At 62.9% G+C, this 25,141-nt stretch carries 28 protein-coding genes; 17 read left to right on the forward strand and 11 right to left on the reverse strand.

Annotated elements, in window-relative coordinates; all coding sequences use genetic code 11:
• Positions 1 to 10 precede the first annotated feature (10 nt).
• Together mlaD and H8B03_RS11675 are read left to right on the forward strand one after the other, a co-directional pair.
• Positions 11 to 457 carry an outer membrane lipid asymmetry maintenance protein MlaD gene (mlaD, locus tag H8B03_RS11670; RefSeq protein ID WP_193141985.1) on the forward strand — a complete coding sequence of 149 codons (447 nt, stop codon included), beginning with the start codon at positions 11 to 13 and terminating at the stop codon, positions 455 to 457.
• Positions 454 to 813 (forward strand): DUF2155 domain-containing protein, encoded by a 360-nt coding sequence (locus H8B03_RS11675; RefSeq protein ID WP_193141987.1) that lies wholly within the window; start codon positions 454 to 456, stop codon positions 811 to 813. The genes mlaD and H8B03_RS11675 overlap by 4 nt, the downstream gene beginning before the upstream one ends.
• On the opposite strand, the gene aat is transcribed toward H8B03_RS11675, so the two are convergent.
• From aat to accB, 3 genes are read right to left on the reverse strand one after another with little or no spacing between them, the layout of a single operon-like run.
• Positions 777 to 1,418 (reverse strand): leucyl/phenylalanyl-tRNA--protein transferase, encoded by a 642-nt coding sequence (gene aat, locus H8B03_RS11680; RefSeq protein ID WP_193141989.1) that lies wholly within the window; start codon positions 1,416 to 1,418, stop codon positions 777 to 779. The genes H8B03_RS11675 and aat overlap by 37 nt on opposite strands.
• A gap of 57 nt (positions 1,419 to 1,475) precedes the next feature.
• Complete coding sequence (accC, locus tag H8B03_RS11685; protein ID WP_193141991.1) at positions 1,476 to 2,834, reverse strand: acetyl-CoA carboxylase biotin carboxylase subunit; 1,359 nt, start codon at positions 2,832 to 2,834, stop codon at positions 1,476 to 1,478.
• Positions 2,835 to 2,842: 8 nt separating this feature from the next.
• Positions 2,843 to 3,352, reverse strand: coding sequence for an acetyl-CoA carboxylase biotin carboxyl carrier protein (gene accB, locus H8B03_RS11690; RefSeq protein ID WP_193141993.1), 510 nt, complete (start codon positions 3,350 to 3,352; stop codon positions 2,843 to 2,845).
• Positions 3,353 to 3,619: 267 nt separating this feature from the next.
• Here accB and H8B03_RS11695 point away from each other — a divergent pair, with 267 nt between their 5' ends.
• Together H8B03_RS11695 and preA are read left to right on the forward strand one after the other, a co-directional pair.
• Positions 3,620 to 4,975, forward strand: a complete 1,356-nt coding sequence (locus tag H8B03_RS11695) for an NAD(P)-dependent oxidoreductase (RefSeq protein WP_193141995.1) — start codon at positions 3,620 to 3,622, stop codon at positions 4,973 to 4,975.
• A 57-nt stretch (positions 4,976 to 5,032) separates the two neighbouring features.
• Positions 5,033 to 6,337 (forward strand): NAD-dependent dihydropyrimidine dehydrogenase subunit PreA, encoded by a 1,305-nt coding sequence (preA, locus tag H8B03_RS11700; RefSeq protein ID WP_193141997.1) that lies wholly within the window; start codon positions 5,033 to 5,035, stop codon positions 6,335 to 6,337.
• Positions 6,338 to 6,421: 84 nt separating this feature from the next.
• Here the strand turns inward: preA and H8B03_RS11705 are convergent, their stop codons facing one another.
• A complete protein-coding gene (locus H8B03_RS11705; RefSeq protein WP_193142000.1) occupies positions 6,422 to 6,817 on the reverse strand; it encodes a hypothetical protein in 396 nt (131 codons plus the stop codon).
• A 133-nt stretch (positions 6,818 to 6,950) separates the two neighbouring features.
• Positions 6,951 to 7,586 carry a TetR/AcrR family transcriptional regulator gene (locus H8B03_RS11710; RefSeq protein ID WP_193142002.1) on the reverse strand — a complete coding sequence of 212 codons (636 nt, stop codon included), beginning with the start codon at positions 7,584 to 7,586 and terminating at the stop codon, positions 6,951 to 6,953.
• Positions 7,587 to 7,716: 130 nt separating this feature from the next.
• Here H8B03_RS11710 and H8B03_RS11715 point away from each other — a divergent pair, with 130 nt between their 5' ends.
• From H8B03_RS11715 to H8B03_RS11740, 6 genes are all read left to right on the forward strand, one after another.
• Positions 7,717 to 8,967: a Zn-dependent hydrolase gene (locus H8B03_RS11715; RefSeq protein ID WP_193142004.1), complete on the forward strand. Its 1,251-nt coding sequence runs from the start codon at positions 7,717 to 7,719 to the stop codon at positions 8,965 to 8,967.
• Between the two features lie 949 nt (positions 8,968 to 9,916).
• The gene (gene hydA, locus H8B03_RS11720) at positions 9,917 to 11,377 is read left to right on the forward strand and encodes a dihydropyrimidinase (protein WP_193142007.1); all 1,461 of its coding nucleotides are present in this window, start codon (positions 9,917 to 9,919) and stop codon (positions 11,375 to 11,377) included.
• A gap of 6 nt (positions 11,378 to 11,383) precedes the next feature.
• On the forward strand, positions 11,384 to 12,208 hold the full coding sequence (locus H8B03_RS11725; RefSeq protein ID WP_193142009.1) for an ABC transporter ATP-binding protein: 825 nt from the start codon (positions 11,384 to 11,386) through the stop codon (positions 12,206 to 12,208).
• Positions 12,209 to 12,220: 12 nt separating this feature from the next.
• A complete protein-coding gene (locus H8B03_RS11730; RefSeq protein ID WP_193142011.1) occupies positions 12,221 to 13,087 on the forward strand; it encodes an ABC transporter permease in 867 nt (288 codons plus the stop codon).
• A gap of 115 nt (positions 13,088 to 13,202) precedes the next feature.
• Positions 13,203 to 14,057, forward strand: a complete 855-nt coding sequence (locus tag H8B03_RS11735; protein ID WP_193142013.1) for an ABC transporter permease — start codon at positions 13,203 to 13,205, stop codon at positions 14,055 to 14,057.
• A gap of 28 nt (positions 14,058 to 14,085) precedes the next feature.
• Complete coding sequence (locus H8B03_RS11740; RefSeq protein WP_193142015.1) at positions 14,086 to 15,075, forward strand: ABC transporter substrate-binding protein; 990 nt, start codon at positions 14,086 to 14,088, stop codon at positions 15,073 to 15,075.
• A 69-nt stretch (positions 15,076 to 15,144) separates the two neighbouring features.
• Here H8B03_RS11740 and H8B03_RS11745 read toward each other — a convergent pair whose 3' ends face one another.
• A complete protein-coding gene (locus tag H8B03_RS11745) occupies positions 15,145 to 15,423 on the reverse strand; it encodes a glucose-6-phosphate isomerase (RefSeq protein ID WP_193142017.1) in 279 nt (92 codons plus the stop codon).
• A gap of 81 nt (positions 15,424 to 15,504) precedes the next feature.
• Positions 15,505 to 16,464: a hypothetical protein gene (locus H8B03_RS11750; RefSeq protein ID WP_193142019.1), complete on the reverse strand. Its 960-nt coding sequence runs from the start codon at positions 16,462 to 16,464 to the stop codon at positions 15,505 to 15,507.
• 374 nt (positions 16,465 to 16,838) lie between these two features.
• On the opposite strand from H8B03_RS11750, the gene H8B03_RS11755 reads away from it, so the two are divergent.
• The 5 genes from H8B03_RS11755 (at position 16,839) to H8B03_RS11775 (ending at position 22,639) form a co-directional block, all read left to right on the forward strand.
• Positions 16,839 to 18,179, forward strand: a complete 1,341-nt coding sequence (locus H8B03_RS11755; protein WP_193142021.1) for a helix-turn-helix transcriptional regulator — start codon at positions 16,839 to 16,841, stop codon at positions 18,177 to 18,179.
• Between the two features lie 51 nt (positions 18,180 to 18,230).
• Positions 18,231 to 18,602 carry a response regulator transcription factor gene (locus H8B03_RS11760; RefSeq protein ID WP_193142023.1) on the forward strand — a complete coding sequence of 124 codons (372 nt, stop codon included), beginning with the start codon at positions 18,231 to 18,233 and terminating at the stop codon, positions 18,600 to 18,602.
• On the forward strand, positions 18,595 to 18,891 hold the full coding sequence (locus tag H8B03_RS11765) for a hypothetical protein (RefSeq protein WP_193142025.1): 297 nt from the start codon (positions 18,595 to 18,597) through the stop codon (positions 18,889 to 18,891). The genes H8B03_RS11760 and H8B03_RS11765 overlap by 8 nt, the downstream gene beginning before the upstream one ends.
• A 1-nt stretch (position 18,892) precedes the next feature.
• The gene (locus H8B03_RS11770) at positions 18,893 to 21,586 is read left to right on the forward strand and encodes a sensor histidine kinase (RefSeq protein WP_193142027.1); all 2,694 of its coding nucleotides are present in this window, start codon (positions 18,893 to 18,895) and stop codon (positions 21,584 to 21,586) included.
• A 72-nt stretch (positions 21,587 to 21,658) separates the two neighbouring features.
• Positions 21,659 to 22,639, forward strand: coding sequence for a FliM/FliN family flagellar motor switch protein (locus H8B03_RS11775; protein ID WP_193142029.1), 981 nt, complete (start codon positions 21,659 to 21,661; stop codon positions 22,637 to 22,639).
• Here H8B03_RS11775 and H8B03_RS11780 read toward each other — a convergent pair.
• Genes H8B03_RS11780 through H8B03_RS11790 form a run of 3 tightly spaced genes read right to left on the reverse strand, consistent with a single transcriptional unit; the run spans position 22,636 to position 23,931 of the window.
• Positions 22,636 to 23,085: a TIGR01244 family sulfur transferase gene (locus H8B03_RS11780; protein ID WP_226925883.1), complete on the reverse strand. Its 450-nt coding sequence runs from the start codon at positions 23,083 to 23,085 to the stop codon at positions 22,636 to 22,638. The genes H8B03_RS11775 and H8B03_RS11780 overlap by 4 nt on opposite strands.
• Complete coding sequence (locus H8B03_RS11785) at positions 23,072 to 23,503, reverse strand: DUF6691 family protein (RefSeq protein ID WP_193142031.1); 432 nt, start codon at positions 23,501 to 23,503, stop codon at positions 23,072 to 23,074. The genes H8B03_RS11780 and H8B03_RS11785 overlap by 14 nt, the downstream gene beginning before the upstream one ends.
• On the reverse strand, positions 23,503 to 23,931 hold the full coding sequence (locus tag H8B03_RS11790) for a YeeE/YedE family protein (RefSeq protein WP_193142033.1): 429 nt from the start codon (positions 23,929 to 23,931) through the stop codon (positions 23,503 to 23,505). Before H8B03_RS11790 ends, H8B03_RS11785 begins: the two co-directional genes overlap by 1 nt.
• 349 nt (positions 23,932 to 24,280) lie before the next feature.
• Between H8B03_RS11790 and H8B03_RS11795 the strand changes: the two genes are divergently transcribed.
• Positions 24,281 to 24,493 carry a hypothetical protein gene (locus H8B03_RS11795; RefSeq protein WP_193142035.1) on the forward strand — a complete coding sequence of 71 codons (213 nt, stop codon included), beginning with the start codon at positions 24,281 to 24,283 and terminating at the stop codon, positions 24,491 to 24,493.
• A 28-nt stretch (positions 24,494 to 24,521) separates the two neighbouring features.
• On the opposite strand, the gene H8B03_RS11800 is transcribed toward H8B03_RS11795, so the two are convergent.
• On the reverse strand, positions 24,522 to 24,737 hold the full coding sequence (locus H8B03_RS11800) for a hypothetical protein (RefSeq protein WP_193142037.1): 216 nt from the start codon (positions 24,735 to 24,737) through the stop codon (positions 24,522 to 24,524).
• A gap of 121 nt (positions 24,738 to 24,858) precedes the next feature.
• Here H8B03_RS11800 and H8B03_RS11805 point away from each other — a divergent pair, with 121 nt between their 5' ends.
• Positions 24,859 to 25,122, forward strand: coding sequence for a DUF2312 domain-containing protein (locus H8B03_RS11805; protein WP_193142039.1), 264 nt, complete (start codon positions 24,859 to 24,861; stop codon positions 25,120 to 25,122).
• Positions 25,123 to 25,141: the final 19 nt, after the last annotated feature.

The following is a 25,141-nucleotide window of genomic DNA, read 5'->3' on the forward strand; positions in this document are numbered from 1 at the left end:
GCATACCCCCATGTCTGAAACGCGAGCAGAGCTTGCCGTCGGTGCCCTGGTCCTGGCCGTGGCGGTTGCATTCGTGGCCTATGCCGTCACGTCCGTTGGCGCGGTGCAATCGCGCGCCGGATACGATCTTGTTGCCAGCTTCCGCTCGGCCGAGGGGATCAGCGTCGGCACCGACGTGCGCCTTGCCGGGGTCAAGATCGGGTCGGTTACCGATCTGTCGCTGAACCCCCAGACCTTCCGCGCCGATGCCAACCTGTCGATTCAGGACCACGTGATCCTGCCCGACGACAGTTCGGTCATCATCGCGTCCGAAGGGCTTCTGGGCGGCAATTTCGTCGAGATTCAGCCCGGCGGATCGCCGTTCAACTATGAATCCGGCGACGAAGTCTCCAATACTCAGGGCGCCATCAGCCTGATCGAACTGCTGTCCAAATTCGTCGGGGGCGGCGACTCGTGAAAGCCCTTCTGACGGGGCTTTTCACCCTCGCTCTCGCCAGCACGGCGCAGGCCGAGCAGGTTGAAAATGGGCGTGTCGCGGAATTGCGCGCGCTTGATCGGCTGTCCGGCGAGTTGAATGAATTCAAGGTGCCTGCGGGATCAGAGGTGGTCCTGGATCGCCTGCGGATCGGCGTCATCGAATGCCGCTATCCGGTCAACAACCCTGCCGGCGACGCCTATGCCTTCCTGCTGATCCGCAGTACCGAAACCGGCGATACGCTGTTCGAAGGCTGGATGGTGGCCTCGTCCCCGGCGCTGAACGCCTTCGATCACATGCGTTACGATGTCTGGGTCATCCGCTGCACCAACTCCTGAGGTGGCGGTGTTTCCGGGGTGCTGAAATCCGCAGGTCGCGCGACTGCGGTCTCCAGGCGCTGGTGATACTCGGCGCGTGTGATCTCGACCGCACCCAGCCGGGACAGATGCGGCGTTATGAACTGGGTGTCGAACAGGGTGAACCCGGCGTGCGCCAATCGGTCGACCAGAAAGGCCAGCGCTGTTTTCGAGGCATTGTCCCGCCGCGAAAACATGCTTTCGCCGAAGAACGCCCCGCCCAGGGCAACCCCATACACACCGCCAATCAACTGGTTGTCCTGCCAGATTTCCAATGAATGGGCGTGGCCCATGCGGTGCAGTTGAAGATACAGATCAAAGATCGTGGCGTTGATCCAGGTTTCAGGCCGGTCCGCGCAAGCCTCGACCGTGGCCGCGAAGTCGCGGTTGATCGACACGTCGAACCCGCTACGCCGAACATGGCGTGCCAGGGACCGCGACATGTGGAACTGATCCAGTGGCAGGATCCCGCGATGGCGGGGATCGACCCAGAAGATCTCGGGGTCTTCGCGGGATTCCGCCATGGGAAAGACGCCCAAGGCATAGGCCTTCAGCAGGATGTCCGGGGTGATGTCACGGCGATCCATGGCGCGGGCCAACCTTTCGCCGCCCGTTGCGCACCGATGCGCGGGGCGGCGAAAAAGTCAGGCGTTGCTCGTCAGATCCGCGCGTTCAAGCCAGGTTTCCAGCCAGTGAATGTCATAGTCACCGGTCAGAATGGCCCGTTCGCGCAGCAGGTGGCGGAACAACGGCAAGGTGGTGTCGATGCCGTCGATGATCAATTCGCTCAGGGCGCGGTCCAGCCGCGCGATGGCCTCGGGCCGATCCCGACCGTGGACGATCAGCTTGCCGATCAGGCTGTCATAGTAAGGCGGGATCGCATAGCCGTTGTAGAGGGCGGAATCCATTCGTACGCCCAATCCGCCCGGCGCGTGATAGGCCGAGATCCGGCCCGGACAGGGGCTGAAATTCGGCAACTTCTCGGCGTTGATCCGCACTTCGATGGAATGGCCGTTGATCTGCAGATCGTCCTGCGTGAACGACAGCGGCAGACCAGAGGCGACACGGATCTGTTCGCGCACCAGATCGACACCGAAGATCGACTCGGTCACCGGGTGTTCCACCTGCAGACGGGTGTTCATCTCGATGAAGAAGAACTCGCCATCCTCGAACAGGAACTCGATGGTGCCGGCGCCGGCATAGTTGATGGCGGCCACGGCCTCGGCGCAGACCTTGCCGATACGGGCGCGGGTCTCGGCATCGATGGCGGGGCCTGGGGCTTCTTCGAACACCTTCTGGTGCCGGCGCTGCAGCGAACAGTCACGTTCGCCCAGATGCACGGCGTTGCCCTTGCCGTCGCCAAAGACCTGCACTTCGATGTGGCGCGGCTTGCCGAGGTATTTTTCAAGATACACCTCGTCGTTGCCAAAGGCCGCCTTGGCCTCGGACCGCGCGGTGCTGAACGCGTTGGACATTTCTTCGGCCGAACGGGCCAGTTTCATGCCGCGTCCGCCGCCCCCGGCGGTGGCCTTGACCAGAACCGGATAGCCGAACTCCTCGCCGATGCGCAGGGCGTCCTCAAGGGTGGGCACGCCGCCATCGGATCCGGGCACGCAAGGCACACCCAGCTTCTTCATGGTGTCCTTGGCGGTGATCTTGTCGCCCATCAGGCGGATATGCTCGGGGTCGGGGCCGATGAAGGTCAGCCCGTGATCCTGTACCGCCTGAACGAATTTTTCGTTCTCGGACAGGAAGCCGTAACCGGGATGGATCGCCTCGGCGCCGGTGATCTCGCAGGCCGAGATGATGGCGGGGACCAGCAGATAGCTTTGGTTGGCAGGGGGCGGGCCGATGCAGATGGCTTCGTCGGCCATGCGCACATGCATGGCATCGGCGTCGGCGGTGGAATGCACGGCCACGCTGGTGATGCCCATTTCACGGCAGGCCCGGATGACTCGCAGAGCGATTTCGCCGCGATTCGCGATAAGGATCTTCTTGAACATGGGACGGCTCACTCGAGAATGACGAGCGGAGCGCCGAATTCTACCGGAGATCCATCTTCGACCAGAATGCGCGAGATGGTCCCGGACCGCGGGGCGGGGATCTGGTTCATGGTCTTCATGGCTTCGACGATCAGCAGGGTCTGGCCTTCCGATACGGTCTGGCCAACGCTGATGAAAGGTTCAGAACCCGGTTCGGCTTGCAGATAGACCGTGCCCACCATCGGCGAAGTCACGGCACCGGGATGGCTGGCCGGATCGGCCGCAGCGCCCGCATCGGGGGCCGCGCTGGCCGCAGCGGCGGCGGCCGGGGCAGCGGCAGAGGCCGCAGGCGCTGCCGCAACAGGCTGGACGATGTTCTGGACAGGGGCCGCTTGCAGCACGCGGGAGACGCGGACATTCAGGGCGCTGTCTTCGCCGTATTCGCGTTTGACCTGAAGCTCGGTCAGGTCGTTTTCCCGCAAGAGCTCCGCAAGTGCGCGAATGAATTCAACATCATCGCCGTGGGAATTGCCTGTCATCTTACCCTCGCTTTTGGTCGGTCTGGTTCGCCGGTTCATTGCCGTGCCAATGCCGCGTCTTACACCTTAACGCATTCGGTGAAAAGCGATGCGCTGCAATATTCTCCAGCGGTCGGGGTGTGGTTTGCCGCAACAGAAGCCTTGATTTTTCGATCTTTGCTGGCAACGCTGCGAGCTTACCCTGTGTGTCAGGCATGACCTTGGCCACCGGGAAGCCGCCAAGCGGGATCAAAACCCGTCGCAACACAAGGATTCGGGGAGTTAACGATGTCCAATTCCGAGACCACACCAGGAGTGGTGCCCGGTCGTCTGGCCGACGCCGCCTACAAATCGAATTTCGACGATCTTTACGGGCCGCTGGATGCGCATGAGGCGGTGGTGGCTGCCGATCGCTGCTATTTCTGTCACGACGCGCCTTGCGTGACGGCCTGCCCGACCTCGATCGACATTCCACTGTTCATCCGCCAGATCCAGACCGGGATGCCGAAGGCCGCCGGGCGCACGATCTTTGACCAGAACATTCTGGGCGGCATGTGCGCGCGGGTCTGTCCGACGGACATCCTGTGCGAGGGCGCCTGCGTGCGTGAAGCGGCCGAGGGCAAGCCGGTGCTGATCGGTCGGTTGCAGCGGTTTGCAACTGACACGGTCATGGACAGCGGCGCGCATCCCTACAGCCGCGCCCCGTCGACCGGGTTCAGGGTGGCCGTGGTCGGGGCCGGTCCGGCCGGTCTGGCCTGTGCGCATCGTCTGGCCATGAACGGCCATGACGTCGATCTGATGGACGCGCGGCCCAAGCTCGGCGGGCTGAACGAATACGGCATCGCCGCCTACAAGGCACCCGACGGTTTTGCGCAGGCCGAGGTGGATTGGCTGATGCAGATCGGCGGCATCACCATGCGCACCAATGTGCGACTGGGCCGCGAATTGGCCCTGTCCGAGCTTCAGGATGACTACGACGCGGTGTTCCTCGGGGTCGGTCTGGCCGGTGTCAACGCGCTGCGGGCCGAGGGCGAGGAGCATGACAACGTGCATGACGCGGTGGATTTCATCGCCGAGCTGCGGCAGGCCCCGGACAAGAGCAAGATTCCCGTGGGCCGTGACGTGGTGGTGATCGGCGGCGGCATGACCGCCGTGGATGCCGCCGTGCAGTCCAAGCTTCTGGGGGCGGAAACCGTGTCGTTGGTCTATCGCCGCGATCAGGCGCAGATGGGCGCGTCGGAACATGAACAGTTGCACGCGGCCTCGAAGGGCGTGCGCATCATCACCGGGGCGGCTCCGCTTCGGGTGCTGGGCGACGGCGTCGTCACCGGGGTCGAATTCGCCTATACCGAGCAGGGGCCGGAGGGGCTGGTGCTGACCGACAACACCTTCCACCTGAAAGCGGACCAGGTGTTCAAGGCCATCGGCCAGCGCCTGGACGAAGCGCCGGGCGGGCTGCAACTGGATGGCAGCAAGATCACCGTATCCGGGGCGGGGCGCACCTCGCTGCCCGGCGTGTGGGCCGGGGGCGACTGCGCCGCCGGGGGCGATGATCTGACCGTCACCGCCGTGGCCGAGGGCCGCGACGCTGCCGAGGACATTCATGCCACGCTGATGGGGCAAGCCTCCGTCGCCGCCGAATAAACAGACAAGGCCCCGTCAGCGGGCCGGGCGCCAAGGCGCCGCAACCGGGAGAATACCATGGCCGATCTGTCGACCGACTTTCTGGGCATCAAGTCACCAAACCCGTTCTGGCTGGCCTCGGCGCCGCCCACGGACAAGGAATACAACGTGCGCCGCGCCTTCGAGGCCGGCTGGGGCGGAGTGGTCTGGAAGACCCTCGGCCAGGATCCGCACATCGTGAACGTGAACGGCCCGCGCTATGGCGCGGTCTGGGGCGCCGACCGCCGCCTTCTGGGGCTTAACAACATCGAGTTGATCACAGACCGCCCGCTGGACGTGAACCTGCGCGAGATCAAGGCGGTCAAGCGCGATTACCCCGACCGGGCGATGATCGTTTCGCTGATGGTGCCCTGCGAGGAACAGGCGTGGAAGGACATCCTGCCGCTGGTCGAAGACACCGGTGCCGACGGAATCGAGTTGAACTTCGGCTGTCCGCACGGGATGAGCGAACGCGGCATGGGCGCCGCCGTGGGGCAGGTGCCCGAGTACATCGAGATGGTGGCGCGCTGGTGCAAGCAGAACACCCGCATGCCGGTGATCGTGAAGCTGACCCCGAACATCACCGACATCCGCTATCCGGCGCGTGCGGCCAAGGCGGGCGGCGCCGATGCGGTCAGCCTGATCAACACGGTCAGTTCGATCACGGCGGTCGATCTGGACAGTTTCAGCCCCGAGCCCTCGATCGACGGCAAGGGCAGCCACGGCGGCTATTGCGGCCCGGCGGTCAAGCCCATCGCTCTGAACATGGTGGCCGAGATCGCCCGCGATGCCGAAACCCACGGTCTGCCGATCAGCGGCATCGGTGGCATCACCACCTGGCGTGATGCGGCAGAATTCATCGCCCTTGGCTGCGGCAACGTGCAGGTCTGCACGGCGGCCATGACCTATGGCTTCAAGGTTGTTCAGGAGATGGCCGCAGGCCTGTCAGAGTGGATGGACGAGAAAGGCTATGCCTCGATCGCCGATTTCCAGGGCCGCGCGGTGCCCAATGTGACCGACTGGCAGTATCTGAACCTGAACTACGTGGCGAAGGCGAAGATCGACCAGGAGTCCTGCATCAAGTGCGGCCGCTGCTATGCCGCCTGCGAGGACACCAGCCACCAGGCCATCGCCATGTCCGACGACCGGGTGTTCACGGTGAAGGACGACGAATGCGTGGCCTGCAACCTGTGCGTCAACGTCTGCCCGGTGGACGGCTGCATCACCATGGAACAGATGGCGGCAGGCCAGACCGACCCAAGGACCGGACAGGTGGTCAGCGATGACTACGCCAACTGGACGACCCATCCCAACAATCCCGGCGCGGTCAAAGCGGCCGAGTAGCCAGCCCCACAGGGCGCCCGGATGCATGTGACAACGGCCACGCTGGCAAGCGTGGCCGTTTTCGTTGTCGATCCGAACCCGTGCTCAGACCTTCATGTTCAGCGTCGCGCCATCGGGCAGGGCCATGGTGCTTTGACCGTCGGCCATGGGCGAGGACTCGGCTGCGCGGGCGCTTTCTTCCTGCAGGTTCTGGAAGATCTCGCGCAGATGCTCGAACCCCTTGGTGATGTTTTCCATCCGGTCGAAGGCGCGGACGTTTTCGGTCGCACCGGTGACGCGGTTGTCATAGCGGTCGCTGTCGGCGTGGGTGCTGGCGTTGGCTTGTACGATGATTTCGGCCATGGGGGAGACGATCTCCTGATGCAATTCGACCACGGGCACGGTGGCTTTGGCCGCAACGGCCATCGGACGGGCCGCAACAGGCATCACGCGACGGGCAGCGGGTGCATAGGCGGCGGCGGTGATGGCGATTGCGGTCATGTCGAAAACTCCACTCGTGCTTGTCTAAACTTTGAGTAGATTACCGCATCCATTCGACAGATGGGGCGGAAGGTGGAGTTGAGGTTAATTTTAGCGGTATTTGTCGAGGAGACCGTTCAAACCCGCGCGCAGGTCAGCCGGGCGAAACGCCGATGCCCTTCAGGATGATGCGGCGCACGTTGGTCTTGGCCACCTCCCATTGCGCGTCGTCCAGCGGCGCGCCGTTGTTCAACGTCTCGATCTGGTGGCCGAAATCGGCGTAGTGCTGGGTGGTGGCCCAGATCATGTAGAGCAGATGCCGGGGATCGACCGGGTCCATCCGGCCTTCGGCAATCCAGCTTTCGATCAGTGCGATGCGCCCGTCGGTCCAGACGTTCAGGGTTGATTCCAGCCATTCCTGGATGACCGGGGCGCGGTGCATGACTTCGGAGGCCCAGACCTTGGACCCGGCGGGATGGCGGCGCGAGATTTCCATCTTGGCATCGATATAGGCGCCGATCCCCTCGGCAGGCCCGTCCGAGTTTTCAAAGACATTGGCCGCGTCCAGCCAGACCTGGAAGATCGTCTCGACAACCCGTCGATACAACGCGTCCTTGGTCGGGAAATAGTAATGCAGGTTGGCTTTCGGCAGCCCGGCCACATCCGCGATCAACTGCATGGTCGCCCCGCCATAGCCGGCCTCGGCAAAGACCTTTTCCGCCGCTTGCAGAATCAGCGCCTCGTTCTCGGCCCGAATGTTTTTCTTGCGATTGGGGGCGGTGTCGGCCACGTCCCTCGGCCCTCCTGTAATCTGTTGACCGGTGCGAATTGCTGTGCTTCGTTGATCCTGACCATATGGTCAGGAATTCCGTTGGCGCAAGCGCCGCGATCCCTGACCCCCCAAGACGCAGGAGAGCCCCATGCCCGCCCCCGGAGAAAACCTGAAGATCAACGGAGAGCGGCTGTGGGACAGCCTGATGGAGATGGCCAAGATCGGCCCCGGCATTGCCGGCGGCAACAATCGCCAGACCCTGACCGACGCCGATGCCGAAGGCCGTGCCCTGTTCCAGACGTGGTGCGAGGATGCCGGGATGACCATGGGCGTCGATCAGATGGGCACCATGTTCGCCCGTCGCGAGGGCACGGATCCCGACGCGCTGCCGGTCTATGTCGGCTCGCATCTGGATACTCAGCCCACGGGCGGCAAATACGACGGGGTTCTGGGCGTGCTGGGCGGGCTTGAGATTATTCGCAGCCTCAACGATCTGGGCATCAAGACCAAACATCCCATCGTCGTGACCAACTGGACCAATGAGGAAGGCACCCGCTTTGCCCCGGCCATGCTGGCCTCGGGCGTGTTCGCCGGCATCCACACCCAGGACTGGGCCTATGAGCGCGAGGATGCCGAGGGCAAGACCTTTGGCGACGAACTGGCGCGCATCGGCTGGAAGGGCGAGGAAACGGTCGGCACCCGCAAGATGCATGCCTTTTTCGAGCTGCACATCGAACAGGGTCCGATCCTGGAAGCCGAAGGCAAGGATATCGGCGTGGTCACCCATGGCCAGGGGTTGAGCTGGACCGAGGTGACCATCACCGGCAAGGAATCCCACACCGGATCGACCCCCATGCCCATGCGCCGCAACGCGGGACTGGCCATGGCGCGGGTGCTGGAACTGGTCGATGAGATCGCGCTCAGCCATGCCCCCGATGCGGTGGGCGCGGCGGGTCACATCGACGTCTACCCGAATTCGCGCAACGTGATCCCCGGCAAGGTGGTGTTCACGGTCGATTTCCGCTGTCCCGACCTGGCGGTGATCCAGGACATGGAACAGCGGCTGATCGACGGCGGCAACGAGATTTGCGACGACATGGGCATGGCCATCGAGTTCGAAAAGGTCGGCGGTTTCGATCCGGTCAAATTCGACGCGACCTGTGTTGCCGCCGTGCGCAATGCCGCCGAACGGCTGGGCTATTCGCATCGCGACATCATCTCGGGCGCGGGCCATGACGCCTGCTGGATCAACCGCGTCGCACCCACGGCCATGGTGATGTGCCCCTGTGTCGATGGGCTCAGCCACAACGAGGCCGAAGAGATCAGCCCCGAATGGGCCGCTGCGGGGGCAAATGTCCTGTTTCACGCGGTGGTTGAGACCGCTCAGATTGTAGAGTGATGCGCAGCGTGCGCCGGCACCCCCTGTCAAGTCGTGAACCCATGCCGCAGGTGGCGCGCCGCATGGCTCGGGCGGCTTCGGGTTTCGTGGTATATTCATCGTGTGGCCTTGAAGGAGGCAACGATGAAACACTGGACTGCACTCCTGTGCGGGGTTCTGGTTTCGGCACAAATGGCCGTGGCCGAAGATCGGCGGACCAATACGGCCCCACCCCGTGCAACACCCACCATCCTGCACCCCGTGCAATACGGACAATGCTGGCAGCAATACGGCCCCTACGCGACGCAAAATCGCGCGTGGGAGGTCTGGCGGCAGGCACGGTCGCAGGGATACGAAGTCAGCAACGGCGTGACCCCTTGCTGGAGCGATGGCGTCCGAGGGTATTGTTTCCGCATCTATTATGCGTGCTGACCCTTGCGGCGGGCCTGCCAGCCAAACCTGCCCCGGCCCGGATTGCGCGGCGCGGGCGCGGTCGGGGCTGGGCTTTTGACGGCTGGGGCGCCCAGAATGGGATCAGGGATGTATCCCATTATTATTCGCTTTTATACAGTGTGTTGCGCGCCAATTCTAAAGTAGAACACACGCGAGTCCTGAGCATTTTCAAGGACTCTGCAGTGCACGGCGCGTGGGATGCGATCGACATGCAGTACAGTGTGCTGCCGGTCTCGCAGCAGCAACGTGCCTGCATCTGACGCTGCCCTGCGTGAAGTTCCGGCTGCATTCTATTGGCAGGCGGCCAGAACTGCGGAAGGGCCGCCGGTCAAAGGGGCAGAGCGTACGTCTTTTGCTGTAATGGATCGCATGACGGGCCGCGCGCCGTCAGGGTTTCGCGACTGGGCCATCCTGCGCGGGGGCGGGGCCTTGCCCTTTGATCCGCGCGGTGATGATGTGGACACAACAAGGCGCCGCACAGATCGAAGCGGCCAAAGCAAAACGGGGAGCATCTGGGATGAGCAAGGTCATCAAGGGCGGCACTATTGTCACCGCAGACCGCCAGTATCAGGCGGATATCCTGATCGAAGACGGGATCATCAAGGAGATCGGCGAAAACCTGTCGGGCGATGAATACATCGACGCCGATGGCGCCTATGTCATTCCCGGCGGCATCGATCCGCATACGCATCTGGAAATGCCTTTCATGGGCACCACCGCCGATGAAACCTTCGAAAGCGGCACATGGGCGGCGGCCACCGGCGGCACCACCATGCTGGTGGATTTCTGCCTGCCCGGCGAAGATGGCTCGATCAGGAACGCGATCAACGAATGGCATCGAAAGTCGACGCCGCAGATCTGTTCGGACATCGGTTATCACATGGCCATCACGGGTTGGAACGAGAACATTTTCAACGAGATGAAAGACGCCGTTGAGATGGGCGTCAATTCGTTCAAGCACTTCATGGCCTACAAGGGCGCGCTGATGGTCGAGGATGACGAGATGTACGCCTCGTTCCAGCGCTGCAAGGAGTTGGGCGCACTGCCCATGGTGCATGCCGAGAACGGCGACATCATCCAGGAGCTTCAGCAGAAATACCTGGCCGAGGGGATCACCGGCCCCGAAGGTCACGCCTTTTCCCGCCCACCCGAGCTGGAGGGCGAGGCCGCCAACCGCGCCATCATGATCGCCGATGCCGTGGGCACGCCGCTGTATATCGTGCATGTGTCTTGCGAGCAGGCGCATGAAGCCATCCGCCGCGCCCGCCAGAAGGGTCACCGGGTCTATGGCGAGCCGCTGATCCAATTCCTGACGCTGGATGAAAGCGAATACTTCAACAAGGATTGGGAGCATGCTGCACGTCGCGTGATGTCGCCGCCATTCCGCTCAAAGGAACATCAGGACGGGTTGTGGAACGGTCTGGCGGCTGGCTCGCTTCAGGTGGTGGCCACGGACCATTGCGCCTTCGGGACCGAGAAGAAGCGCATGGGGGTCGACAATTTCACCCTGATCCCCAATGGCACCGGCGGCTTGGAAGATCGACTTTCGGTGCTCTGGACCACCGGGGTGGAAACCGGGCGCATCACGCCAGAGGAATTCGTCGCCGTCACCTCGACCAACATCGCCAAGATCCTGAACATCTACCCCAAGAAAGGCGCGCTGGTGCCGGGTGCGGATGCCGACATCGTGGTCTGGGATCCGAAGATCTCGAAAACCATCTCGGCCAACTCGCAGAAATCCATCATCGACTACAATGTCTTCGAAGGCTTCGAAGTGACCGCACAGGCCCGTCATACCCTCAGCCGGGGCGATGTGATCTGGAGCTGGGGCAAGAACAGCACCCCGCAACCGGGCCGGGGCCGTTTCGTGCCGCGCCCGGCGTTCTCCTCCGCCGCGGCGGCGCTGAGCAAGTGGAAGGCGCTGAACACCCCGCGCAAGGTCGAACGCGATCCGCTCAACATCCCGTCGGGGATCTGAACGCGGATGCTCAGCCAGACCGAGATCGACGGGTTCGCCGCGCCCGATGCCGCCCCCGAAGCGGTCATCGAGGCGCGGGATTTGCAACTGGTGTTCGAGACCAGTGATGGCCCGGTGCAGGCCTTGAAGGACATCAACCTGACCATTGAGAAGGGAGAGTTCGTCAGCTTCATCGGCCCGTCGGGCTGCGGCAAGACCACTTTTCTGCGCGCCGTCGCGGGGCTGGAAAAACCCACCGGCGGCACCCTGACGGTCAACGGCATGACACCGGACGAAGCCCGGCGCGCCCGCGCCTATGGCTATGTTTTCCAGGCGGCGGGCCTGTATCCGTGGCGCAGCATTGCCCGCAACGTCCGCCTGCCGCTGGAAATCATGGGTTATTCAAAAGCGGATCAGGAAAGCCGCGTCAAGAAAGTCCTGCAACTTGTTGATCTGGAGGGGTTCGAGCGCAAATACCCCTGGCAGTTGTCCGGGGGAATGCAGCAGCGGGCCTCGATCGCGCGGGCGCTGGCTTTCGACGCCGAGATCCTTCTGATGGATGAGCCCTTCGGCGCGCTGGACGAGATCGTGCGCGATCATCTGAACGAGCAATTGCTGGCGCTTTGGGCCCGGACGGAAAAAACCATCGGCTTCGTCACCCATTCGATTCCCGAAGCGGTCTATCTCTCGACAAAGATCGTGGTGATGAGCCCGCGTCCGGGTCGGATCACCGACGTGATCCCCAACACCCTGCCGAAGGAACGCCCATTGGACATTCGCGACACCCCGGAATTCCTGGAAATCGCCCATCGTGTCCGCGAAGGGCTGCGCGCCGGACATGCTTATGACTGAGGGGTCCAACTGATGCGCCAGTCGATCCTGCCGGTTCTGACAGTTGTGCTGATCATTCTCGGCATCTGGTATCTGGCCGCCGCCTGGATGAATGCGACCTGGACGCTGCAACAGGCCGAACGGGCCGAACAGACCCTCACCACCGTCGAGGTCTTGCAAGACACCATGCAGCAAGATCGCCCGAAACTGCCAGCCCCGCACCAGGTGGCGGTGGAGCTTTGGGAAACCACGGCAGAAAAGAAGATCACCTCCAAGCGCAGCCTGGTTTACCACGGCTGGATCACGCTTTCGGCGACGCTGCTGGGCTTTGCCATCGGCACGGGGCTGGGCATTCTGCTGGCGGTCGGGATCGTGCACAACCGGGCCATGGACATGAGCGTCATGCCCTGGGCCATCGCCAGCCAGACCATCCCGATCCTCGCCATCGCGCCGATGATCATCGTGGTGCTGAACTCGGTGGGCGTGACGGGCTTGCTGCCAAAGGCCTTCATCTCGGCCTACCTGAGCTTTTTCCCGGTGGTCGTCGGCATGGTCAAAGGCCTGCGCAGCCCGGCACCGATGCAACTGGACCTGATGCGGACCTACAGCGCCAGCCAAAGTCAGGTGTTCTGGAACCTGCGCCTGCCGGCCTCGGTACCATTCCTTTTCACCTCGCTCAAGGTTGGCATCGCCGCCAGCCTCGTGGGCGCCATTGTCGGCGAACTGCCAACTGGCGCCGTGGCGGGCCTCGGCGCGCGGCTTCTGGCCGGATCCTACTATGGCCAGACCATCCAGATCTGGTCGGCGCTGATTGCGGCAGCCGTGCTGGCGGCCTCGCTGGTGGGGATCGTGAGCCTGTTGGAGCGTCTCACCCTGCACAAGATGGGGATGCGCACATGAAGCGTTGGAATGTGAGTATTTGGACCACGAAGAATGACCGAGAGCGCACTTTCTTCTTGGATGAAATACTCCCGCCGGAGGCAAGAAAGTTCAGTGTCCAAACGGAGGAGGCGCGGTGATCCTGGCTTTCGGCGCAATCCTGTTCTGGGTGTTGGCATGGTGGGCCAACATCCGGCTGGCCAATTCGACGTTGGCTGATACCCGCTTTGGCATGGCGGCCGTTCCGATCCTGTTCGGCGTAACCTTGTTGGTCTTGTGGGAAGGGCTGGTGCGCGGCCTGAGTGTGCCCGGCGTTATCCTGCCGCCGCCGTCAATGATCGCCGCGCGGTTTGCGGCATCGACCTCCATCCTGTGGGCGGATTTCCGGCAGACCTTCATCAAGGGCGCGCTGTCGGGCTATGTGATCGGCGTTGGCGCGGCGTTTGCCATGGCCATCGCGGTGGATCGCTATGAGTTTTTGCGGCGCGGTCTGTTGCCGGTGGGCAGCTTCATCGCCGCGCTGCCGGTGATTGGCACGGCGCCCATCCTGGTGATGTGGTTCGGGTTCGACTGGCAATCCAAGGCCGCCGTTGTGGTGGTCATGGTGTTCTTTCCAGTGCTGGTGAACACCGTGCAGGGCTTGACGTCGGCCGAGCGGATCCAGCGGGATCTGATGACGACCTATGCGGCCGGGTATTGGCAAACCCTGTGGAAGCTGCGCTTGCCCTCGGCGTTGCCGTTCATTTTCAACGGGTTGAAGATCGCGACCACGCTGGCCCTGATCGGCGCCATCGTGGCGGAGTTCTTCGGCTCTCCGATTGTCGGCATGGGCTTTCGGATTTCGACCAGTGTCGGCCAACTGGCGCTGGACATGGTCTGGGCCGAGATTGCCGTGGCGGCGTTGGCCGGGTCGGCGTTCTATGGGCTGGTGGCGTTGGCCGAGCGCCTGCTGACATTCTGGCATCCGTCGCAGCGGCGACAAAAAACGTAAAAAAAAACCAACCAACAGGAGAGACAACATGAAAAGAAATCTGGCAACGGCTGCGGCCCTCGCACTTGGGCTGAGTGGTGGCATGGTGCAGGCCGATGATGATGTGACGCTACAATTGCAGTGGGTCACGCAGGCGCAATTCGCAGGCTACTACGTGGCGCTGGACAAGGGATTCTACGAGGAGGAGGGCCTTGACGTCACAATCAAGCCGGGCGGTCCCGACATTGCGCCGCCGCAGGTTCTGGCAGGCGGTGGTGCCGATGTCATGCTGAACTGGATGCCTTCGGCTCTGTCGGCGCGGGAAAAGGGCTTGCCGGTGGTCAATATCGCCCAACCTTTCAAATCCTCGGGTCTGATGCTGACCTGCTGGAAGGACACCGGGATCGAAACACCGGAAGATTTCCGCGGCAAGACCATTGGCACCTGGTTCTTCGGCAATGAATACCCGCTGCTGAGCTGGCTGTCGCAGCTTGGCATTCCGATGGATGGCTCGGACGAGGGCGTGACCTTGCAAAAGATCGGGTTCAACGTCGATCCGCTGCTGCAACGGCAATCGGATTGCATCACCACCATGACCTACAATGAATACTGGCAGGTGATCGACGCGGGCGTCTCGGAAGACGAGATCGTGACCTTCAAGTATTCGGACCATGGCGTCGCGACGTTGGAAGACGGCATGTATGTACTGGAAAAGAACCTTGAGGATCCGGCCTTCGTGGACAAGATGGTGCGCTTTGTGCGGGCCTCGATGAAAGGCTGGAAATGGGCCGAGGAGAACCCCGAGGACGCGGCCATGATCGTGCTGGACAACGATGCGACGGGAGCGCAGACCGAAAAGCACCAGGTGCGGATGATGGGCGAGATTGCCAAGCTGACCGCGGGGTCGAATGGGGCGCTGGATCCGGCGGACTATGAACGCACGGTTTCGACCCTGCTGGCGGGTGGATCCGATCCGGTGATCTCGAAGCAACCGGAAGGGGCCTGGACCCATGCCATCACCGATGCTGCCCTGAACTGAGGCGGCCAGTGACGAAAAAAGCGGGCCTTCGGGCCCGCTTTCTGTTTGGAACAGTCTGAAAAGACTGGCTCAATCGCAGGCGCGCACGACCACGTCTTCGCCGTTGCCGGTATGATACGCGCATTCGTTGGTCTGCTGGTTGCGGGCATATAGTGCGCCTGCGGTGGCGGCGGCCGCGCCGGCCGCGACGGTCCAGGCCGTATTAGCCCCCAGCGCGGTCGCGGCAATGGCACCGATCGCGCCTGCAGCAACGGCCGTGCCAGCCTGGTTTTGTGCATTGGGGTTGTCGCAAGCCGATACGACAAGTGCCGAGACGAGGGCCAGCGGCAGTACGAAGGAACGGATCATTGGTCTCTCCTGTGTGTTCGCGCAAAGCCTAGGGCGGTCAGACAGGGGAAACAACCATTTGTGAGCGCATGTGCGCGCAGCTTACCCTACGGCGGCAGCGGTCCTGCGCCGTTTTCGCAGGCCGCGCAGGGCCAGGAGTGCGCCGGACAGTAAAACGAACCCTGCCGGCAGGGGGACAGCCGACATGCGCAGGGTGTCGACCGTGGTGTAGGCCAGGTCGCGGAAAGCATACAGCGAGGTGTCCGAGAAATAGGTGGGCCGGTTCAGAAATCCGGTCAGGATCTCATGCGCCCCGCCGGCGAACCGCGGTGTCGAGACCTGTGACCAATGCGCGTGATCGGTACCGCTCATGCCGGTCTGGTATTCGACCGGCACGAAAGTGGCCGAAATCCCGAACTCCTGCTGGTACTTGGCCAGGGCGGCACTGCCCGTGTATTGGCCCGGCGCATTGGCCTGGTCGTAGATTGCGAAGCTGCCATCGAAGAAGGCCGGGTCCCAAAGCGTGCCGAAGCCCAGAACATGGGCCATCTCGTGCAGCACGACCTTCTGAAAAGTGCCAGTGACCAGCAGGTTGGTTACATCGGCGGCGTCGAATTCCATGATGCCGTCGGTCACATAAGTCAGCTTGTCGCCGCCGGTGCTGGAATAAGTGACGACATGCCGGGGCCCGGCTTGTCCCACGATACCGCCGACGCCGTCGATGGCCTTTACGCTTGCGGTGATATCCACAGCGGAAATATGGGAGCCCGGGTTCAGCGGATCGATGATCGGCCCCGGCAAGTGATAGCCGGTGATGAAGGACTCATAGAAGGTTTCCGAGAACTGGTAGGCGTTCTGCACCATCAGAGATTGGGTGCTGCTCAGTCCTGTCAGGGAAAACCCGACGTTGATGTCGAAATGCGATCCACCTGAAAAGGGACCGCCCGGAACCGGCGCGCTGTCGGTGGGCAGCGAGGGGGTGGCCGGGGGGTGGTGCGCCTCGATCAACGGCCGCGTGATCTCGGCCGGCGGCAAGGGCAGGGTGGTGGAGGCGCACGCCAAGGTTGCGCCAAGGGAATGAATGGCTGCGATCAGAAGTTGAGCACATTTCTTATGCTGAATGCACATTTGAAGAACTCGGTGTCATAATGATGCCCATAACGTGCAACTTGTCCTGATTCCGGTCAATGTGGGTTCATGGCGCAGGTGGTGGATTTTCGCCGATCTATTTCTGGACCGGAAACTGACGCAAGGTCACAAGCAGCCCGAAGCGTGCTGAACCTTGCCGGGGCGGTTGCCTGCTTCTTGGCTTGCCTTCAGTCCTTGTTTGTCAAACAGTTGCAGGCAGCCATGCCGCGTTTTCCGTGCCGTTTCGGAGCTGTCTTCCTGCGGCCAGGGAAACGCCGCTTTGGGCTGATCGAGGGGGAGCCAAGCCGATGCCACGCAGTGCGCTGACCGGAACACGTATCCGTGAACGGCGGACGATGTTGGGGATCAAGCAGGCCGATCTTGCCCGCACGGTCGAAATTTCGCCCTCCTACCTCAACCTGATCGAACACAACCGGCGCCGGATTGGCGGTGCCTTGCTGTCGCGCATCGCGCGCACGTTGAAGGTCGAGGTGGCGAACCTTACACAGGGCGCCGAGACCGAGCAGGTCGATCAATTGAGTGCCGCCGCCGCCGCCCACCCGGAAGTCAACGCCGAGATCGATCGCATCGACGAATTCGTGGGCCGCTTCCCCGGATGGGCCGCCCTGATGAGTGCCCAGCAACGGCGGCTGGTGCAGTTGGAACATCACGTCGCCAGCCTGGTGGATCGCCTGGCCCACGATCCGTTCCTGTCGGATTCCCTGCATGACATCCTGTCGAAGGTCTCGGCGATCCAGTCGACCGCGTCGATCCTTGTGGAAACCGACGATCTGGACGAGGTCTGGCGGCATCGCTTTCATCGCAACCTGCATGCCGACAGCGGCAAGCTGGCCGAGGGGGCGTCGTCGCTGGTGGACTATCTGGATGCCGAGGGCGACGCGGAACTGGGGATGGTCAGCCCGCAGGAAGAGCTTGAATCCTTCCTCAACAGTCGCGCCTTCCACATCGACGGGCTTGAGACCGAGGTGCCCGATCTGGCCGAGACCATTCTGGAACAGGACAAGGCCATCACCTCGCTCGCGGGCAAGGATCTGGTGCGCACCTACCTGTGGCGGTACCGCGACGAAGCTCTGGCCATGCCGCTGGAGGCCTTCACCGAAGCCGCCGAGGAGCTTGGCTATGATCCGGCCCGGCTGGCCCAAAGGTTTGAATGCGATATCCCGGCGGTGTTCCGGCGCCTGGCCTCGATGCCCAGTGATCAGGGCAGCAGGCGCATCGGTCTGGTGGTCTGCGACGGGGCCGGGGCGCTGATCCTGCGCAAGGCGACCGAACTGCTGCCGCTGCCGCGGTTCGGGGCGGCCTGCGCGCTCTGGCCGCTGTACCGGGCGTTGACCCGGCCGATGGCGCCGGTGCGCGCGGTGCTGGAACATGCGGGGCGTCCGGGCCACCGCTTCCTGTGCTATGCCATGTCGCACGCCAGTTATCCGCAGGGCTTCGGGGGGCCGGCGGTCTACGAGGCCTCGATGATCCTTGTGCCTCCGGCGCTGGTGGAACCGACCGACGCGGAAGGACCGGTCGAGGTCATCGGCACCTCGTGTCGCATCTGTGCGGTCGAAAATTGCGCGGCACGCCGCGAACCTTCGATTCTTTCCGATGGCTTTGACAGCGCAGCGCAATTATCCCAATAGTTTGTAGGGAAGATACCGTATACGGTGCTGCCCATTGGGGGATACCATCATATGAGCCATCACGTGCTTCTGATCGAGGATGAGCCGAACATCATGGAAGCGATCCGCTTCTTCCTGTCGCGTGATGGCTGGAAGGTGTCGTGCCACTCGGACGGGGCAACGGCGGTGTCCGAGGTCAACCGGATCACGCCCGATGTCGTGGTGCTGGACGTGATGCTGCCCAACCGCAGCGGCTTTGACGTGTTGAAGGAGTTGCGCGCCGCACCGGACACGCGCGACCTGCCGGTGCTGATGCTGACGGCCAAGGGCCAGACCAAGGATCGCGAGCGGGCCGAACAACTGGGCAGCAGCGGCTTCATGACCAAGCCGTTTTCCAACGCCGAGGTGCTGGAAAAGCTGCGCAGCATGGTCGGGCATGCCTGACGATACCAAGCAACTGTTTCTGGCCCGCGACACATTCATGCGGCGCCGGGTGATCGACGCATCCCGCCTGTTGCCCTTGCTGGGGCTGTTCCTGTTTCTGATCCCGCTGCTTTGGGATGATGTCGGGTCGGGCCGCGAGGCCTTTTTGGCGGAAAAGCTGCTGTATATGTTCGCGGTGTGGTTCAGTCTCGTCGCCGTGGCGGCGGTGCTGGCCTTCAAGCTGCGGCCAGGCGATCTGAACGTGCCGCGCGGGCTTGAAGAGGTGGACCGCGAGGCGGAGATCGACTGAGATGTTCGCCTTCGACATCCTGATCGAGGTCTGTATCGGCTACGTGGTGCTGCTGTTCCTGGTGGCTTACGTGGCCGACCGGCGCGCCCGGCAAGGCAAGATCGGCTGGCTGCGTTCGCCGCTGGTCTACACCCTGTCCCTGTCGATCTATTGCACCGCCTGGACGTTCTACGGCGCGGTGGGCTACGCGGCGCGGTCGGGCATCGAATTCCTGTGCATCTATCTTGGTCCGTCCCTTGTGATGATCGGCTGGTGGTGGGGCCTGCGCAAGCTGGTGCGCATTGGCCGGATGCAGCGGATCACTTCGATCGCGGACCTGATCTCGTCACGATATGGCAAATCGGCGATGCTGGGCGGGTTGGTGACCCTGCTGGCGGTGATCGCCACCACGCCCTACATCGCCCTGCAGTTGCAATCGGTGACGCTGTCCTTCGGTGTGTTCGCCGCCGCGTCCCCCAGCGACTGGCCGGTGCAAAGCCAGCACGCCACGGCGATCTGGGTGGCGGTGGGGCTTGCCGTTTTCACCATTGTCTTCGGCACCCGCAATCTTGATGCCAACGAACGCCATCACGGCGTGGTCATGGCCATCGCGGTCGAGGCACTGGTCAAACTGGCCGCCCTGCTGGCGGTGGGCGCCTTCGTGGTTTGGGGCATTGCCGACGGCCCGCGCGAAATCATCCAGCGCATCAACGAGTCGCCCATTGCCATGGCGCCGAACCAGTCCAGCCGCTGGCTGGCGCTGATCTTCCTGTCGGGCGCGGCCTTTCTGTGTCTGCCGCGCATGTTTCAGGTGCTGGTGGTGGAAAACGATGACGAGCATCATCTTTCCACCGCGTCCTGGGCATTTCCGCTGTACCTGGCTCTGCTCAACCTGTTCGTCCTGCCGATCGCGGCCATGGGGCTGGCGGTGCTGCCGCAGGGATCGAACCCGGATCTTTTCGTGCTGACCCTGCCGTTGTCGCAGGGCCAGAACTCTCTGGCGATGCTGGTATTCCTGGGCGGGTTTTCCTCGGCCACTTCGATGGTAATCGTTGCGTCTATTGCCCTGTCGACCATGGTGTCGAACCATGTGGTCATGCCGCTCTGGCTGAGCATCCGCCGGCAGGGGGCCACCGTTTCGGGCGATGTGCGCGAGGTCGTGCTGATGTCGCGGCGGCTGTCGATCTCGGCGGTACTTGGGCTGGGCTATGTCTATTACCGGTTCTCGGGCGGCGGCGAGGCGTTGGCCTCCATCGGGCTGGTGTCCTTTGCGGGCGTGGTGCAGGTGTTGCCGGCGCTGGTGGGCGGCGTGTTCTGGCGCGGGGCGACGCGGGTGGGCGCGGCCCTTGGTGTATCGGTGGGGTTCGTGGTCTGGCTCTATGTCATGTTCCTGCCCAGCTTTGGCCCCGACGTCCTGCTGTCGGCCCGGATGATGCTGGAAGGCCCGCTGGGCATCGGCTGGCTGCGGCCGCAGGCGCTGTTCGGTCTGCATGATGTCGATCCCCTTGTGCACGCGCTGTTGTGGAGCATGGCGTTCAACACCACCGCCTTCTGCATCGGGTCGTTGCTGAGCTTTCCCAACCCGTTGGAACGGGTGCAGGGGGCGCAATTCGTCAATGTCTTCGACTACACCGCCAGCCATCGCGGCTGGAGCCGCAGCAATGTCGATGCCGAGGATCTGCTGATCATGGCGCAGCGCATCCTTGGCCCCAGCGAGGCGCAGGCCCTGTTCCAGGCGGCGGCAGATGCGCAGGGCAAGCAGGGTTATCTGCCCGAGATCACCCCGGATTTCATCGACAGTTTCGAACGCGTGCTGGCCGGATCGGTGGGCGCTGCGACGGCCCATGCCATGATCGGCCAGATGACTTCGGGCTCGGCCCTGTCGGTCGAGGATCTGATGGCGGTGGCCGATGAAACCGCGCAGATCATGGAGTATTCCAGCCAGTTGGAAGCCCAGTCGCAAGAATTGTCGCGCACCGCCGGACAACTGCGCGACGCCAATGAAAAGCTGACCGCGCTGTCGGTGCAGAAAGATGCTTTCCTGAGCCAGATCAGCCATGAATTGCGCACGCCGATGACCTCGATCCGCGCGTTTTCCGAGATATTGATGCTGGGCGACGCGCTGGATGCCGAGGAGAAGGCAAAATACTCGAAGATCATTCACGACGAGGCCCTGCGCCTGACCCGGTTGCTGGATGCGCTTCTGGATCTCAACGTTCTGGAACACGGCCATGTCACCATCGAGCAGGAGCGTGCGGTTCTGCGCGACGTGATCGACCGCGCGGTCTTCGCAACATCGGCTGTGTCGGCGGATCGGGTGTTCACCATCGATCGCAACGAAGCGCGCGAGGCCGTGCAGATCTACACCGATCTCGACCGTCTCAGCCAGGTGTTCATCAACCTGATCGCCAATGCGCGGAAATACTGCGATGCCCCGCGCCCACGTCTGACCATTCGCGTGGTGCGGGTGGATGGCGGTCTGGCGGTGGATTTTGTCGACAACGGCAGCGGCATTCCGGCGGAAAGCCAAAGCCTTATCTTCGAGAAATTCTCGCGGCTGTCGGATCAATCCGCTGCTGGCGGGGCCGGTCTCGGGCTGGCCATCAGTCGCGAGATCATGACCAAACTGGGCGGCTCGGTCACCTATCTGCCGGGGCAGGGCGGCGCGGCGTTTCGGGTCATTTTGCCGAAACTGCCCATGGAACGCGCCGCCTGAGCCGGATTGTTCAGGAAAAACTAACCCCGGCGGGACAAAGTGGCGGCAACCCCTCTTGCTGCTGGATGCATGATGACTGATCCCGCCCCTGTGTTGAAACGCATGGCCAAGCTCTCTCGGCTGACGCCGGGGGATCAACCGATGACGTTGCCCCGCGCTGCGGCGCTGGCCGTGTCCAAGGCCGGGCAGGATGCGCTGAAACTGCCGTTGGCGGTTCTGGGCACCGAGGTTGGGGAGATGACGGTAGAAGCCGTGGCCGATCATGCCGCGGATGCCGTGTTGCTGGTGGCCTTGCGGGGGCCGGGACAGGCCTGGGGCATGGCGGCGCTCGACAACAGCCTTCTGACCGCCATCCTTCAGGCGCAAACCGCGCGCCGGATCACCGACGAAGAACCGCCCCTGCGGGTGGCCACGCAAACCGATGCGGTGCTGTGCCGACGGTTCCTGACCATGTGTCTGGACGGTCTTGCGGAACGGCTATTGGGGCTGCCGGACGGCGACTGGGCGCAAGGCTTCCTGCCGCGCGATCAGGTGCACAGCCATCGCCGCCTGCCGCATCTTCTGGCCGATGTGCCGCATCGCGTGCTGGGGCTGGACGTCGACATTGCCCAGGGCAAGCGCAAGGGGCGGTTGACCCTGATCCTGCCCTTGCGGCCCGTGGCCACCGAACAGCCCTTGCTGGCCGAGGATCCCAAGCCTCGCCCGGATCACTGGACCGCCGACTGGCAAGAGCGCATCCTGGACGCCAACGCCACGCTGGAGGCCGTTCTGATGACCGTACGCCTGCCGTTGTCGAAAGTGTCACGACTGGCGCGCGGCGATACCTTGCCGTTTTCCGAGCAGACGCTGGACCGGCTTCACCTCGTCGGCTCTGACGGTCGCAAAGTGGCCAGGGTGATGCTGGGCAAGAGTGGAGAGTTCCGGGCCGTCAAACTGGCCGGGAAAGGCGTGACCGCTCCACAAGTCAGCGCCGTGCGCAAGGCGCCAGATGTGCCACCGAAAGGCGACACCGGGGGAGGGGAGCTTGTCCCCGTACCCCCGGCGTCAGATTAACCGGCGGTTTGCGCGGCCGCTTCGAACTGCGGACGGAACGCGCTGTGATCGTAGCCCACGGCGCGCGTGGCCGACAGCACGCCATCTGCGCCAAGCTGGGGCGCCATGATCAGTGACCAGACGATGGCGCACCGGTTGCCCGAGGCGCAATAGGCCAGAACCTTGCCTGCGGTCATCCCGTCCTTCTGCATCGACAGATTGTCCGCTGTCATGCCGGAATGGCGCACCGGGTTGACCACATAGGTCAGACCGGCAGCCTCGACCGCTGCGCGCATGGCGGCATCCTGCAGCTCCGACGCGATCTCTTCGTCGGGGCGATTGTTGATGACCGTTGTGAAGCCCTCGGCCTTGATGGTGGCAAGGTCGTCGGGCGTGATCTGGGGCGAGACAGCATAGCTGTCAGAGAGTGTCTTGATGTTCATGGCGGGCAGGTTAGGCGCTCGCATTCAGCGCGTCCAGACGCATCCGCACATGCGGCGCCGCCCACATCCCGGCAACCATCGCCAGCACGAAAATCCAGACCCCCGGCCCGCCGAAACTGAGCGAGGCCATGGCCGGTCCCGGACACAGACCAACAAGCCCCCAGCCCATACCGAACAGGATTGAGCCCAGGATCAGGTTGCGGCCCAGTTTCTGTTCGGGCGGCGCCGGAAACTGGCCGCCCATCAGCGGGTTTCGCCCGCGTGCATAGATCCAGGCTACGGCCATCGGCAGGATCGCCCCGCCCATCACGAAGGCCAGCGTCGGATCCCATTGCCCGAAGATGTCCAGCCACCCCTGAACCTTGCGCGTGTCGGTCATGCCGGAAACCAGAAGCCCGGTGCCGAACAGGCTGCCGGCCAGTGCTGCAAACAGGTTGCGCATCAGATCACTCCCAGAAGATGGCGGAACACCACGACCGTCAGGCCGCCAGCGCCGATGTAGAATACGGTGGCCACGATTCCGCGCAGCGACAACCGCGAGATTCCGCAGACCCCATGGCCCGAGGTGCAGCCGTTGGCCACGCGAGTGCCGATGCCGACCAGAAGCCCGGCGGCCACAAGGGCGGCGATATTGCCGGTCACGGCGGTTTCAGGCACGAATCCGAACACATGGGCAATGATCATTGGCATGCCCACCAATCCGGCCAGGAAGGCCAGACGCTCGTTGCTGTTGGCGCGGCCCGATCCGTCTACCAGCCCACCAATCAGGCCGCTGGCCCCCATGATCCGGCCGTTCGCCAGCAGAAAAACTGCACCGGCGGTTCCGATGATCAGTCCCCCGATCAGTCCGAAAATCCATTCGACAGGCATTGCCCATTCCCTTCGATGTCCTGGTGGTCCCGCCACCTGTCAGAGTGCACGACGTGCGCCGTTCCCCTCATATGCAAACTTTGCTATGCATTGCAAGGTTTCATAAACTTTTTTGCAGCAGTTTGACGCTAATCAACTTCCACAAACGGCGCGTATGCTAAACAGCAATCTGCAAGCGCTGAAAGAGCCGCCAAAGCCGCGCCCGGCTGTCACATTTCAGGGCAGAACGGCTGCGACTAGCGGCTGACACGGCAAAATCCGCGACCGGCGTGCCTGATTCATGCAGGCTGGTCGTCACGCAAGCGATGAGATACCGATCGCGTCGAAATACCATAAGGGAGAGTACGACATGGCCACCCAAATTCTGACGCAGAAGATGGAAGTGTTGCGCAGCAAACTGGCGCAGCCGCATACGCAGCTCAAGGATCTTCACGACGAAGTGCGCGTTATGGTCGATATCCTGAAAACCTCGCACGAGCCGGTTCCGGCAGACCTTCGCGAGGCCATCGAGACGCTTGAGGCCGAGATCCTGGAAGAATTCTACGACAACCTGCCGGTCTGAAGCCGGCCGGCTGCCAAGAGAATCGGCATCATCCCAACATGATGCCGATGACCACGCACATCAGCCCGATGGCCGAGACCATCAGGGCCGCCATGTTCAAGGCGACCACCGTTTTCAGCCTTGCGCGCAGTTCGTCATCTGGCAGCCCGGCCCGTTTGGCCTTCGTTGCGATGAAAATGCAGGTCATCAGCCCTGCCACGCCCAGCAGGGAAATTCCCGCTCCGATCCAGATCAGAATGTCCACGGCACAGCTCCATTAGTTGCGTGCCGGGGGTAGCGCGGTCTTGGCCAATGTTCAACCCGCATGGCCTTGCGGGCCATGGCGCGCAAGGGTATCCCTGCGCCCTGACAACCCAGAGGGCAAGATGAGCGCGACCGACACCGATACCGATGCAAACTACCGTGTAACAGCCGACGAACTGCGCCAGTTTATCGAGCGTTTCGAACGGCTTGAAGCCGAAAAGAAAGACCTGGCAGAGCAGCAGAAAGAGGTCATGGCCGAAGCCAAGGCGCGCGGCTATGACACCAAGGTGATGCGAAAGGTCGTCGCGTTGCGCAAGCGCGACAAGGACGACATCGCCGAGGAGGAAGCGGTTCTGGAACTTTACAAGGAAGCGCTGGGAATGTGAGCGGCACGCGGGGCAGGAA

The sequence above is a fragment of the Meridianimarinicoccus sp. MJW13 genome, from assembly GCF_014901205.1.
GTDB lineage: Bacteria > Pseudomonadota > Alphaproteobacteria > Rhodobacterales > Rhodobacteraceae > Meridianimarinicoccus.